The sequence below is a fragment of the Wenyingzhuangia fucanilytica genome (assembly GCF_001697185.1).
Lineage (GTDB): Bacteria > Bacteroidota > Bacteroidia > Flavobacteriales > Flavobacteriaceae > Wenyingzhuangia > Wenyingzhuangia fucanilytica.
Genome location: NZ_CP014224.1, coordinates 1,991,309 through 2,006,260 on the forward strand (window position 1 = coordinate 1,991,309; position 14,952 = coordinate 2,006,260).

Annotated in this window: 9 protein-coding genes; all 9 read right to left on the reverse strand. The window is 31.9% G+C overall.

What is annotated here, in order from left to right:
- A complete protein-coding gene (locus tag AXE80_RS08040) occupies window positions 1–1,389 on the reverse strand; it encodes an arylsulfatase (protein ID WP_068826130.1) in 1,389 nt (462 codons plus the stop codon).
- A gap of 15 nt (window positions 1,390–1,404) precedes the next feature.
- Window positions 1,405–2,814 carry a sulfatase gene (locus AXE80_RS08045; protein WP_083194621.1) on the reverse strand — a complete coding sequence of 470 codons (1,410 nt, stop codon included), beginning with the start codon at window positions 2,812–2,814 and terminating at the stop codon, window positions 1,405–1,407.
- A gap of 149 nt (window positions 2,815–2,963) precedes the next feature.
- Window positions 2,964–4,466, reverse strand: coding sequence for a sulfatase (locus tag AXE80_RS08050; protein WP_068826132.1), 1,503 nt, complete (start codon window positions 4,464–4,466; stop codon window positions 2,964–2,966).
- Window positions 4,467–4,578: 112 nt separating this feature from the next.
- A complete protein-coding gene (locus tag AXE80_RS08055; protein ID WP_068826134.1) occupies window positions 4,579–5,463 on the reverse strand; it encodes a sialate O-acetylesterase in 885 nt (294 codons plus the stop codon).
- A gap of 3 nt (window positions 5,464–5,466) precedes the next feature.
- A complete protein-coding gene (locus AXE80_RS08060; RefSeq protein ID WP_068826136.1) occupies window positions 5,467–6,342 on the reverse strand; it encodes a sialate O-acetylesterase in 876 nt (291 codons plus the stop codon).
- Window positions 6,343–6,487: 145 nt separating this feature from the next.
- Window positions 6,488–8,782, reverse strand: coding sequence for an alpha-amylase family protein (locus AXE80_RS08065; protein ID WP_068826137.1), 2,295 nt, complete (start codon window positions 8,780–8,782; stop codon window positions 6,488–6,490).
- 13 nt (window positions 8,783–8,795) lie between these two features.
- The gene (locus AXE80_RS08070) at window positions 8,796–11,855 is read right to left on the reverse strand and encodes a beta-galactosidase (protein ID WP_068826139.1); all 3,060 of its coding nucleotides are present in this window, start codon (window positions 11,853–11,855) and stop codon (window positions 8,796–8,798) included.
- Window positions 11,856–11,999: 144 nt separating this feature from the next.
- A complete protein-coding gene (locus tag AXE80_RS08075) occupies window positions 12,000–13,817 on the reverse strand; it encodes an alpha-1,3-galactosidase-related protein (RefSeq protein WP_083194624.1) in 1,818 nt (605 codons plus the stop codon).
- A gap of 11 nt (window positions 13,818–13,828) precedes the next feature.
- Complete coding sequence (locus AXE80_RS08080) at window positions 13,829–14,941, reverse strand: hypothetical protein (RefSeq protein ID WP_157359376.1); 1,113 nt, start codon at window positions 14,939–14,941, stop codon at window positions 13,829–13,831.
- Window positions 14,942–14,952 lie beyond the last annotated feature (11 nt).

Here is a 14,952-nt window from a genome sequence, read left to right on the forward strand (position 1 = left end):
CTAATTTAAATCCTTCATAATTTTTTGCATTTTAGCGACCATTTCTGGCTTACTTGCAGCAATATTATGAGTTTCTCCTATATCATTAGACAAATCATATAACTCAAAAGCAGCAGTATGTTCTTTGTGTTTTTTTGATTTATTATAGTGAATTGAAATTCCTTTGAAATTACCTATTCTTACCGCTTGTTTTGTTGCCTCCCAATTGGTAAACTTCCAATACAAATAATCGGATTTTTGTTGATTTTTTGTATTTCCTAATAAGGTTGGTAAAAACGAAATACCATCACTTTGTTTAGGAATTGGCTGATTTGTGATATCTGCCATCGTGGCCATTACATCCCAAAAAGCACTTGGTAAATTTGTAGTAGATCCTGCTTTAATTTTAGTAGGCCAATAAGCCAACATAGGAGCTCTAATTCCACCTTCATACACATCTCTTTTACCTCCTCTTAAATCACCATTAGAATTCCAAAATTCTGGATCATGACCTCCTTCGTGATGCGCTCCGTTATCACTTGTAAAAATGATTAAAGTGTTTTTATCTACTTTATACTTTTTTAACATTTTTACAATTTGCCCTACCTGATTGTCTAAATGTTCTACCATAGCTCCAAAACCAGCAATGGGATTAATAACATCTGGTGTAGGCTCTGGATCGGCATAATATTCTCCTATAATAGTATCAAACTGAGGTAATTTTTTTCTCCACTTATTATGCAATTTTTCTGGTGCATGCATGGCTGCATGTGGTATTGCTGTGGGTATGTAACAAAAGAAAGGTTGTTTATTTTTTGCATTTTCTTTGATAAAATCAAATGCGTGATCCATAATTATATCATGCACATAAGTTCCTTTTTTAATGGCTACTTCTTGTCCGTTGTGAACCATTTTTGTTGGGTAATAAGTATGAGCGGTTACCTGAGTTTTCCAACCATAAAATTCATCAAACCCTTGATTTAAAGGATTACGATTGTCTTTTGCAGTAGTATCTCCTAATCCCCATTTACCAAATGCTCCTGTAGCGTAACCTGCATTTTTAAAAAGCTCTGGTAAATTAGTCATCGCTGCATCCATACCAGGCTCCTCTTTGGAATTTCCTGTAATGTATACATGTGCAGGATTTTGTCCTGTCATTAACACGGCTCTTGACGGACTACAAACTGCATTTCCCGAATAATGATCTGTAAACTTTATTCCTTTTTTAGCTAGTCTATCAATATTTGGCGTCTTTAATATTTTTTGACCGTAACAACTTAAATCTCCATACCCCAAATCATCGGCTAAAATATAAATGACATTGGGCTTGGTTTGGGCGTTTATATTTATTGCAGATATAAAAAAAGCAACAAAACTTATAACTTGGAATATGATTTTATTTTTCTTCATTTTGTATAAATCAAATTAATTAACCAAAGGCTTTAACTCTTCTCTAAACTTTTTTAAAACTTCTTTGTTTTTTGAATCTTTAGCAATATTGTTCCACTCCATTGGATCATTTTTATGATCGTACAATTCTTCAAAACCATCAGCATATACTATATATCTATAATTTTCACTTCTTAAAGTATAGTTTCCTTCTCCTTTTGAGGTTAAAGCTGAGTGGTTCCATTTTCCTTTAGGATTGGTTACCAAATGTGCAAAACTGTTTCCATCTAAATCTGTTTTATTAGGCAAACCACACATTTCTAACAAGGTTGGATATACATCTATTAAAGAAACCGTTCTAATACTTTCTCCTTGAGTACCATTAAAAGGATTGTATACAATTAAAGGAGTTTTAGTAGCTTCTTCCCAAAGTGTTTGTTTAGACCAGTGCTCTTTTTCTCCTAAGTGCCAACCATGATCTCCCATTAGTACCACAATGGTATTGTTTTTATATTCGCTATTTTCTAATTGGTTTAATACATTCCCCACACAAGCATCTGCATAGGCCAAACAAGCCAAATATGCCTTTACTACAGATTTCCAATTATTGGTTCTTAAAATTTCATGATGTAATTTACTAGCAGCCCAATTGCTCCCTATTTTTCCTACATCTTCTAAATCATTTTTTAAAACTTTAGGAAGTTGAATAGTTTCTTCATCAAACATATCAAAATACTTTTGTGGAGCATATAAAGGCAAGTGAGGTCTAAAAATTCCACAAGCTAAAAAGAAAGGCTTGTTGTGTTTTTGTTTTAAAAAACGAGCCGCATAATCTGATGATTTCCAATCGTGTGTTTTTTCATCTTTTATATCAATCCCTAGCCAATCAAATGATTTTGTTTTACTTCCTTTCACACCAGCTCCTTTAAAATCAATTCCATGTTGAAGACGTAATTCCTTTGCAGGATATTGACATCCTAAACCACCTTTGTGTTCTTGTTGAAAAGAACCTGGATCACTACCAGGTTTAGGTGTTGGCTTGGTACCTCTTGGGCTGTGAAAAATTTTACCAGCTGCTGCTGTTTTATACCCATTAGCAGCAAAATATTGTGGTAATGTAATCGTATTTTCAAATCCTTTTTGTTCTCTAAAATTTTCTTCATTACCATGAACTCCCGTTTTAAAAGGTTGATAACCTGTTAACATACTCGTTCTTGATGGGTTACACAATGCAGCAGAACAATAAGCTTGTTTAAATACAGTACTTTTTTTTGCTAAAGCATCCATATTAGGAGTAATAGCTTGCGGATGACCTCCGTATGCACCAATCCAATCATTCATATCATCTACCATAATTAACAAAACATTAGGTTTAGATGATTGACTATATCCTGAAATTGTAACAAACAATACAAGAATTTTAATTATACTTTTATAGATTTTCATAATTTATACTTTTGCTTATAACGAAGAAAAACAAATCCTTTTAATAAAATATATCTGTGAGTTAAACAGATGTCTTTGTAAATATTTTTCACCACAAATCCAGCTCTTATTTTGCTGGATTTAATGTTTGACTGGAAAAAAGCTCTTTTTTAATTTTTTAAAACTGAATTTGGAGGCAATGGTACTTGGTTCTCTTTTCTCCATGCTACCAATTCGTTTAACATTTTTTTAGCTTGTCTGCTATTACTAATAGCAATATTATTAGCTTCTTTAGGATCTTTTTCTAAATTATATAGTTCTACTTTTCCTGTTGCCAAATACTGAATTAATTTATAATCATCTTTTCTAATGACTGAACAAGCTTTTTGTTTGTTATTATTACTAGCTAAGTGCCAAAAAAGTGGTCTTTTCTCAAATTTCTTATCATCTTTTTTAAACAAAGGAACTAGAGAATTTCCATCTAACACATCTTTAAAACCATGAATATTAGCGACCTCTAAAAATGTTGGAAAGAAATCTAATAAAGTAATTGGTGCCAAACTTCTTCTTGCTTTAATACTCCCTGGCCAACTAATTAAACCTGGTACACGAATTCCTCCTTCGTAAACCTCTCTTTTAGAACCACGCATTAAATTATTTCTACTTTCACCTCCGTTGTATCCGTTGTCAGAAGTTACGATAATGATTGTGTTTTCTCTTAAATTATTTTGATCTAAATAGGTTACAATACGTTTAATATTTTCATCAACAGACTCAATCATTGTTGCGTAGCCTGCCATGACCTCACGCCTTTTTCCTAATCCTTGACCAGTAATAGAATCTCCAGGTTTATTGATATATTTTTCAAACAATTCATCATTTCTATTCTTAATAGGTTTATGAACTGCATAATAGTCTAGATTCACAAAAAAAGGCCCATCCTCTTTTTGCTCATCCATAAACTCAATAGCTTCATCTGTCAATCTATCTGTTAACCATTCATCGGTAGGTTTATTAATAATAAATGGATTGCTAAATGGAGCCCTGTAACCTCCTTTATAACTTTTATAGCCTCCAAACTCAAAAGCAGGATCTCCTTTATAGGTTCCTCCTACATTTTTTATAAAACCACGTCCTTGTGGGTAATATTGTAAAACTTCTTTGGTTTTGTGCTCTGCCAACCAACAATAGTCTCCTGGTTCAGGTTGATCTAATTTTTCTTTAAAAGGATATGGTAAATTCAACTCTTTATTAGGATAAGGCCCTACAATATGATATTTACCGATATGAATAGCTTTGTAACCATTTTCAGACAATGGTTCTGCATAAATTTTATGATCTTTTGTTACCGTCCATCTAGAAAAAATATTTTCATCTGCAGTACCTTGTTCTAACACAGGAACATTATACACCCCTGTTCTAAATGATTGTTGTCCTGTAAACAAAGCTGTTCTTGATGGCGAACAAGTAGGATACATATACGCGTTTTCAAACACCAAACTTTCTTTAGCTAATGCATCTAAACCAGGAGTTTCATAATAAGTAGACCCGTTAAAACCGACATCTGCATACCCTAAATCATCTACCATTATAAATACAATATTGGGCTTTTTTTGAGAAAATCCTTTTATTGTAAAAACTAAAATAGCAACACATAAAACCTTAAACTTCATCTTTATTCATCTTTTATAATTCTATCAGATAAAATTAAACAGAGGTCAATAATTATATGTAGTTCTAAGTCTATATGATGTATCTCTTATTATATTTACTGATATAAGATGATTATTTAAGAAGCAAAATCAATTCTTTTGCCATTGCAGTACCTAATCGTTTTTGTCCTTCGGTATTGTAATGTAAATTATCCGAATGTTTTGGATAATCACTCCAAGAAGAATCTCTAGATGTTTTTACAATCCCTGTATTTTTATCTTGATTAGCCACTTCTTCCATTGCTTTTCTTACCAAGTCTGGACCTTCTTTATATTTTCTAGACAACGGATTTACCTCACCGATAACAAAAGGCATTTGTGGCATTTCTAAAGAGGTTCTGCATCCTTTTATTAAAGCAGTAAGATTTTCTTTATAACTTTTTGCTGTTATTTCTTTATTTGTATCTCCTTCACCTTGCATCCAAACCATTCCAAGAATTTTGTATGGTTTTCCTTCAGCTTTCAATCTTTTTAAATCGTTTTGAACATGTGTTAAATGAGCTTCATACAATTTCATGGCTTTTCGCTCCGCTCCTCTTTCTGCCAGATTTGCTTTTTCTTGACTCCAATTAGGATTCCAAGCTCCGTACAAAGAAGTTCCTCCAACAGCTGTCTTAATCAATAAAAATTCTTGATTAGGAAACTTTTCTGCCAGTGTTAAACCAATCATTATTTCTGGCCCAAAATGTTTTGTAAACTTATATTTTTCAGGTTGATTGGTAGACACAAAATAAGACAACGGTCGTGCTGCTACATTTGGATTGTTAGAAGTACTTAACAAAACCCTATTGGCAATTTTTTCTATTCTTTGTTGAACAGAAACCTCTAAAGCTTCATAATTTCCATGTCCTTGCATATTAGATTGTCCTGCTAACAAGACTACTTGTACTTCTTTTTTTTGAGCAAAACAAAGTGCGCAAAACAAAGAACAAATCAGAATAATTTTATTTTTATACATCTTTTAATTTTGTAGTGATATAATTTCTTTAGCAAAAGCAGTTCCTAAACGTTTTTGTCCTTCTGCGTTGTAATGTACATTGTCTGGGTTTTTAGGATAATCGCTCCAAGAAGTATCTGTTGATGTTTTTATAATTCCAACATGATTATCTTCACTAGCAACGGTTTCCATGGCTGCTCTAACTCTAGCAGCTCCGTTTTTAACACCATATCTTGAGTTAATCTGTCCTATCACAAAAGGCATGTTTTTAACATCAAATTCATTTCTGTATTTCGCTATCAACTTTTTTAAAGTGGTTGCATAAGTATCAGCAGAAACATCTAAAACAGCATCATTTTCTCCTTGCATCCATGCCATTCCAATGATTTTGTAAGTTTGACCACTAGCCTCCAATGCTTTTAAATTTTTATGAATAGCAGTGATGTGCATTTTATTTAGATCTAACTTTTGCTTAAATCCTTTTTCTATTTGTTGTGCTTTTTCTACAGACCACTCAGGATTCCATGCTCCATACAAAACAGTCCCTCCTTGTGCTTTTTTAATCAATAAAAATTGTTGATCTGGATATGCTTCTGCCAAAGTCAATCCAATAAATAATTCTGGACCAAAACTTTTAGTATATGGAAACTTTTTACTTGGTTTAATGGTATTGTAAGAAAGTGGCTTTGCTTCTTTTCCGTGATTGCTATACAATACCCTATCTTTAATTTTATCTATTCTTGCACGAACAGCTTCGTCTAATTCTTCATAATTCCCATTCCCTGCCATGTTAGATTGTCCTGCAAGCAAAACTACTTGTACTTCTTTTTTTTGTGCATGGCCTAAACCAAAGGCTCCTAATATACAAATCACTAAAATTTTAATTCCTATTTTTTTCATGAAAATTAATTTATAACTCAAATCTACCTCTCTATTAAAATGAAAATGTAGCTATGTATACAAAAAATGTATGTATGCTTATATTTATCACAAAAAAACCGATAAACATAGCTGCTTATCGGTTTTTATATTTTTGATTTAAAGATTATTTACTAGCATCTACAACCTCTACAAAAAACACTTCATTTGGTTTTAGTGTTGGTGTATTAGTTACATTAATTCCTTTTAATAAATCTTTACAAACGGTTCCTTTTTTAGCTCCTTTTAAAGATATTTCTAGGTTTGCACTACTTTTACCCACATTTACGATAGATAAAATGTACTTTCCATCTTTGTTAGTAATCGCTTTCCAAAGACATCCTTTTTGACCAATTGCATTTTGTTCTTTTACTTTAACTGGAGATAATAAGTTTTTTTGAGCTAATAACTCCATTGCTTGATGCTCCATTTCTTCTAAAGAATTCACCAAAATCAATGTTCCTTTACTAGCTTTTAATGTTGATTTTAAAGGTTGTCCATATTCATTTTTCTTAAAACTAACTTTATCTATAAAAACAGTTCCTCCTTTGTTTAAATAAGATTGAACAGCATCTAATTCTTCTTGTGTTACAAATTGAGTATTGGCTACCAATACTACATCCCAATTTGTGTTTTCTTGTTTGTTAATAATATCTTTAGTTACAAAACCAATAGGTGTTCCATTAAACTCTAAATCCTCATACAATTCAAAAACATCATCCATGTGTTTGGCTTTATTAATTGCCGATGTTTTTGAATAGAACAAACGCAATGATTTTCTTTGACGTTGCATGGCCATAATTTCTTCTGAAAAACTATTCAAATCAATCATAGTCATCGCAACTTCATTTGTTACTCTTGGTTGCTGATTATTAGAACCTGCGTATCCTTTATCATTTTGAGCTTTCTTAGAAATAGCACCGTTTGCCTCTCTTGGCCAATACCATATTTGACTTGCTGTCATTCCATAAGTATGTGCCAACCAAAAACTAGCTCTTGCATATGCAGGATCTAAATATAAATCTCTAGATCTTACCGTAGATAAATAGTGTAATTCTGAATTGAAATTAACTTTGTTTGGACTTACGGATTTCATAAAATCAAATCCCATACACAACTCTCTCCATTCAAACTTATAATCTTTTTCCCATTCTAAATCTTTTCCCCATAATTTAGAGTGTGCTGCTCCAGAATCGTTCCCAATAATTCCACTTAAATCTGTAAGAGCTTCTAAATCTATTCCGTGAATTCTTTGGTTATCTGTCCATAAATTAGGCATAATTTTTAAGTGTACTTTGGCATTTGCATCATACTTTTGAGTAGTGTTTTTTATAAATGTGTACCACTCTGTAACACGTTCCATATTAAAATATGCCCAATCATACCATTTTGGAGTTCCTTTTAAACTAATATCAATTGGAATTTCAATTTCAACAGTCTCAAAACTCTTAAAATCTGTTTCCCAAACTTTATTTAGTTCTGTAATTGTTTTGTGTTTTTTAGACAACCAAACTCTAAACTTTTCTATAGTATACTCTGAAACTCCTCCAGAAGCCCAAAGTTTTTTGTTTTTAGTTTTATCTCCTTGTGTAAAAAAATGGGGTTCATTGCACATCATATATCCTAACTCAGAAAACTTTTTTCCTGCCATATAAGGCACCATTCCTCCAATTAATTTTTCTTGAACATCACGAGCTCCAGGATTATCTATATCATAAGCCGTATAGGTATCTTCTCTCATTTTTAAACCTGGACCAAATTTTTCTTCAGCCCATTTTGGAACACTTTTATGATTCATAAAAATAAACCCTAAAGAACCATTAGGTTTGCTTTTTAATTCTTCTAATTTTTTAGGATTGATGGTTCCATCTTCTTTAACCACATAAGACGGAGTTATAAAAAAACCATCTTGATTTCCATGATACTCTGTTAATTCTTTGGTTTTAGGCTTCCAAGTATAATCTGCTAAAAAAACAGGTCTATTCTCATAAGTTAATTGGTCTCCCTCTACCTCTACTTGTTCCCAATTTACTTTTGGACTTGGAATTCTTTTTATTTTTCCTTGAGACACCAATGTTATTTCCTCAATAGCTTTATCAAGCATCTTTACCACATCTGCTCTTTCAAAATCAGGTAAATCCTGAGCTAATTCTGCTGCCTTTTTTTTATAAATAGGCACCAATTCAAAAGCTTTTTTGTTTACTTCTATATTTTTTTCATCCCAATTCGCATATTTTAAAAATACTTCAGCTGTACGAATAGTTGTTTTTTCTTTTAAAACATCAATCTTTTTCTTTTCTGCCTTTTTGATTAATTTTTCTAATTTTTCCATTTTAGCTCGTGCCTCTTTTTCAATAGACTGAGCTGAGCACACTCCTGTTATGGCAACAAAAAGAGCTACAATACATTGTTTTTTAAACATGTGGTTACTTGTATTAATTTATGATTATTCTTTTAACTATTGTTTTACCTTGATAAGCTGTTTTAAAAAAAAACACTCCCTTTCCTAAATTTTCTAAAGAAACAGATAATGGATTTGATACATTTTCAATTGTTTTTACTTTGCTTCCTAAAACATTATAGACTTCTATATCATACCTAAAATCATCTGGTACTTCAATCAGTACATTTCCCGTACTAGGGTTTGGTGATACCATTAATTTTATATCATTATTAATGATTTTTGAAGATAAAGACCCTTCTGTAAATTCCAAATTATCAAAATACAGAACAGAGGGTTTTGTACCAATATCTGAATCGAGTATTTTAAATGTTAATTTTGATGCTATGGTTTCCGACAAAGTTACTTCTTGAGATAGGTAATGCCATGTTCCTGTACTCAAACCTGATAAATTCCATGTAATGGCTTTAAACGGACTAGCAATATTTGTTTGTACTTTAGATGGGCTATTATTATCTATATAAACGGCCAATTTAGCTGTATAAGTTCCTGCTGCTAAATTTAATTTTGATCCAGCTGGAGAAGTATTTCCACCTCCTTGTGCTTGATAAGCAGTTTCAGAACCTACAGAAGAATCAAACTTTAAGCTATAATCACCAAATGCTTTTTCTTCATCAGAAAAAGAAAAATTTTGATGTTGAAAAAACCATCCTGTACTAGCTGCATTTCCTGTAGGATTGGGTTCTATAACTCCTGGGGTTTCAGCATCTGCTTTTTCAAACTCATAATATTCTTCGATAGATTCATCATACGAAGTTTCTGAAACTTCTACAAAATAAACTTCATTAGGTTGTAATGTAGGTGTTGTGGTTACCGGAATTCCTTTTAACAAGTCTTTACAATAAACTTCACTTGCTCCTTTCAATCCAATGGTTAATGTTGATGCTGTTTTTCCTAAATTAACCACAGAAATTACCTGTTTACCTGCATTATTTTGTACACATCTCCAAACACAGGTCTTTATTCCTTGACTGTTAGTTTCATTAATGGTTACCGCTGGAAACCTATTTTTACTATTTAATATTGAATAAGCTTGAGATTTTATAGATGATATTGTAGATGCATTTATAATTGTTCCACTACTTACTTGTAAGGTACTTAATGATGTTTGACCATATTCGTTTTTTTGCAAACTGATATTATCTATAATAATCGTTCCTCCATTATCTAAATAATCTTGTAAAGCCGCTATTTCATCTTCGGTAGCAAACTCAGTTTCGTGAACCAAAATTACATCCCATAAATTTGCATCTTGTGCATTGATAATATCTTTGGTAGCAAAACCAATAGGAATTCCATCAAAATGCATGGCTTCATACAACTCAAACAAATCATCCATATGATTCGATTTATTAATTGCCGATGTTTTAGAATAAAAAATTCGAATAGGCTTTCTTAAGCGTTGCATCTCCATAATTTCATCAGAGTAGGCATTCAAATCAATCATCGTAGAAGCTACCTCATTTACAATTCTAGGTTGCTGATTATTTGACCCCCCATAACCTTTCCCGGCATTTGGCCTAATTGATCCATCCACTTGTCTTGCCCAAAACCATGTTTGACTGGCAGTCATTGCATACACATGTGCCAACCAAAACGTAGCTCTTGCATACATTGGATCTTGATATAAATTTCTTGACTTTCCTGTAGATAAATAGTGAACTTCTGTATTATAAGTTATTTTCTCTGGACTTACAGATTTCATAAAATCAAACCCCATACATAGTTCTCTCCAATCAAAAGCGTAGTGGGTTTCCCATTCATAAGGCCCTCCCCACATTGGCGAATTTTCTGACCCTGAATCGTTTCCTATAATATCACTTAATGTAGTAAGTGTTTCAAAATCTATTCCGTGAATTCTTTCATTCTCCGTCCATAGATTAGGCATAATTTTTAAATGCACTTTGGCATCGGTATCGTATTCTCTTATTTTTGATTTTAACCAAGTGTACCACTCTGTAACACGATACATATTAAAATAAGCCCAATCATACCACATAGGAGTTCCTTTTAAACTCACATCAATAGGAATATCAATTGTTACATCGTTAAAAGAAGTAAAAGAAGTACCCCACAAATTATTTAACGATTGGATAGAGCCATGTTTATTCCCCAACCATGTTTTAAACTTCTCAATAGAATAAGATGATACAGGCCCTGATGCCCAAGCTAATTTATCTCCATCCTTTTGAGTAAAAAAATGAGGCTCATTACACAACATATACCCTAATTCCGAATATTTTTTATCGGCCATATTAGGTACCGTACCTGCCAATAACATCCCCATCATTTCCTTTGCTCCAGGATTATCTATATCGTAATTAGTATAGGTATCTTCACGCATTTTAAAGCCTAGTCCATATTCTTGTTCTGCCCAATTGGGTACATTTTTATTGTTTAAAAAAATAAAACCTGTAGAACCATTTGGTTTACTAGACAATTCACTCGCTATATTATTTCTAATGGTTCCGTTCTTATCCGTAACATAAGAGGGTGTTAAAAAAAAGCCATCTTGATTTCCGTGAAATTCTGTTAAAGAATCTACAGAAGGTTTCCAAGTATAATCTGCTAAAAAAACTGATTTCCCTTGATACACCAAACGATCACCTTGATGTGTAACTTGCTCCCAATTGATATGTGGACTTGCCTTTCTCTTAACCGTTCCAGCATTTAACAACTTTAAATAATCAATAGCATCTTGTAGCATGATATTGATTTCAGTTCTTTCAAAATCCGGCAATAAATTGGCCATTTCTGCTGCATTGTCTTTATACCTGGCTACTAGTTCAAAATAAGTAGTATTTTCAGTAATATTATTCTCATCCCAATTCGCATATTTTAAAAAGACCTCTGCAGTACGAACTGTTGTTTTTTCTTTTAATACATCTATCCCTTTTAGTTCAGCAATAGAAATTAAAGCATTTAAAGTATCTATTTTAACTTTTGCTTGCTGTGTTAATGTCTGAGCTCTTACCATTGTTGTTAGTAAGAACAAAACAATTAAAAAGTTTTTCTGTTGTAATTTTATTTTCATAATCATCATAGTTAGTACTAACAAAAAAACAACAGAACAGTAGTTATTATGTATTTATCACAAAAAACAATGTATTTGTTAGTAAATAATTACTCTAAAAGAAGAAAACGAATAATTATTTATTAATAAAAACCATGAACTATTTTACTCTTTAATACCTTTATTACGTTTTACTTTTAACGTCTTTTTAGTCAATTTATCTGCGTTGATATGGTGTGTATTAGTTCCTTTATAGCTGTTTTTAGATATTTCTACATTTTTACAATTGATTAATTCAAACATATACGCATTAGGGAATTGAGGCTTTTCTGTATTTGTTTGTTTGATTGTATTTCCTTTAATGATCAATCCGTCTACTCTATCTGCCCAAATAATTGTATTATCAAATGTTTCAATAGTATTGTTCTCAAAAAGAATGTTTCTATCATAACTCATTGTTTGATCAAAAGACTTCCCTAATCTTGGTGATACTTTTAACACAGCATGTTCTGATGCTCCTCCATACGCTACATGTTTAAAACGATTGTTACGAATTACTACGTCTTCTACATTTCCTGATTCAAACCAAAAATAAGTTTCACCTCTTAACATAATTGATGACATCATTGATGATAAATCATTGTCTTCAATAATAATTTTTAATGGAGTTTTGATGATAATATTTCTTGCTCTATGATCACGAATGGTACATCCTCTCATAGTAAATACTGGGTTCCAAGTTTTGTTCTCTACTACATCTCCCGTCTTTAAATCCGAAGAAATCTCATTAGTAAAAGTTAAATCGGTATATACATCATTAATGTATTTCACATTGCTTACTGTATTTACTTCACCTCTTCCTGGGTTTGGTGCTTTGATAAACCAAACCTCATCCCCTTTTCCTGCAAATTCAAAACCTGTTTGTTCAAAGTGCATTAGTTTTACTCGAACTGTATTTTTATTGATGATTTTTGCTACCTCAACATAAGTTCCATGTACATTGGTTCCATCGTCTAACATTCCTTCAAAACGACAATTTTCTATTAAAATATCCCCTTTACAGTTTGCAAAATGTGTTGCATCTGCAATGGTAGAAATAGCTCTATCTGATCCTTCTTTGATATAAATTCCAGAGTTGATAATTTTTATATTCTCTGTTCTTTCAAACAAGAACCCCATTCCTAAAGCATGATGAATCACTACTTCATTAAAAAGAATATTTTTAGAATTGGTTACCTGAAATGCTGGTGCATATCTGTTTTGCTCGTGAGGCCCTTTTGAATGAAACACAGAACCTACTTTTGGATAATGCTTTATATTTTCGTCATAAACACGTAAAACACCATTTGCTCTTCTCTCAACTTTATTAGGTCTTAAAGTCATGTCAAAAGCTCCATAAGCAACTTGCTTGGTGTCCTTATCAAAAGCCAAAGTACTACCTAAAGAAGCAAAATGAAAACCATCTATATTAGGAAAATATATGCGACCTTTATTTAATTTCCATGAATATCCTTTAGTATAAGGTTTAATCTCGTACCAATTTTCTTTAGGATTTACTGCCGTAATATCTCCTTGAAAACTAAAAGGAATATCCCAATCTATACTTATATTTTTTACAGATACTTGTCCACAATTATTAAACTGAAAAGGTTCTACTTGTCCATGAAAAACAAACTCAGCCCCATTTCCTTCTATTTCTACATGATCAAAATCTGAAAATAAAAAAATGATTTTTTTTAGTCCATTCCCGTGATTGGTCACAAAAGAAAATTTTTCTTTTGCATAATTTGGCAAAAAGGTATAAGTCCCTTTTTCAAAAACTAATTTAATTTCCTTGTCTTTAACTCCCTCTATAGCATCTCTAACTACAGTGGTCATATCCTCATTATTTGGTTGAATTCTTATGATTTCCTTTGCGTTTACAGATATTGTAAAAGCCATAAACAATCCTAAAACCAACTGACATCTTCTTTTTATCCCCATTGTTTCTATTATTATAATCTTTGTGAATATTTCTTTTTAAACTTTTTTATACTCTTTTTTTGCTTGCGTGTTAATTCTTTTTCTTGATATGATAAAAACCAATACGCTCTTCTTGCAATTAAAAAATCATCGGATGTTAATAAATCAACCAACTCCTCTAATAACACTGGAGAAATAAAGTTGTTTCTCTGAAAAATAGACAAGACCATTTCAACTTCTTGATAAGTAAAACCTGACAATTCTCTACTTAATGTATTATAATACGCTGTGTTTTCTCCTTTATTGGTCTGTGAAATTGAATTTAAACAGGCAACTCTTTTCTTAAAATCTCCATTATCAAACAGATATTTAATTCCATCGTAATAATTGTTTTTTGAAGCATTTTCAACATATACAAGCGCTGTTTTAAACACTTTATAGTCACCTGTTACAGCTTGTTCTTTTATTGCTTTGAATGCAACAGAATCATATGCTTTTTTCTCTAACAAAGCTTCTATTGCAAATACTTTGTAATCAGCATCATTATTCGTTAAATACGCTTCTCTAAGCTGAGCTACAGACAATTCATTTGTAGTTATTTCACGTATTTTAGAAACAATTTCTCCATTAGCCCAGTGCCATAAAGTGTAACAAGTCCACACAGCTCCCTCTACAGTTTCATTTGGACTGACTGTTGAAGTTGCTCCCGAAATAGCATCTACATTAATATCTCCATGAGCTACAAAATCACCTGTAACTAAATCGTCCTTAAAAACTGTTTTTAGTTCTGAGTTTTTATTGTGTAAAACCTCTTCTAATTTTTTATAATCTTCTTTTGTAAAACGAATTCCCTCTTTCTTTTCTAATTCATCTCCTTCTTCTAAATCAATACTTATATAACGTCCCAACTCATCCCAAAACATTCTAACAACAACAACTTCGCAAATGTTTTCTCCACAGTTTACAGAATTAACATCTAAGTGAAAAAGTCTGGTTTGATGATTCATTCTCTCTGCAACCAAATTGCAAACCACAGGTGTTTCTTTGTCTATTGCAGGTTGAAGAATACTTACTTGATATGTTTTTATGTCATTAGGAGGCATACTTGACTGTAAAGACCAAGCAAACAGAAAAAATAAACACACAAATATCTTAT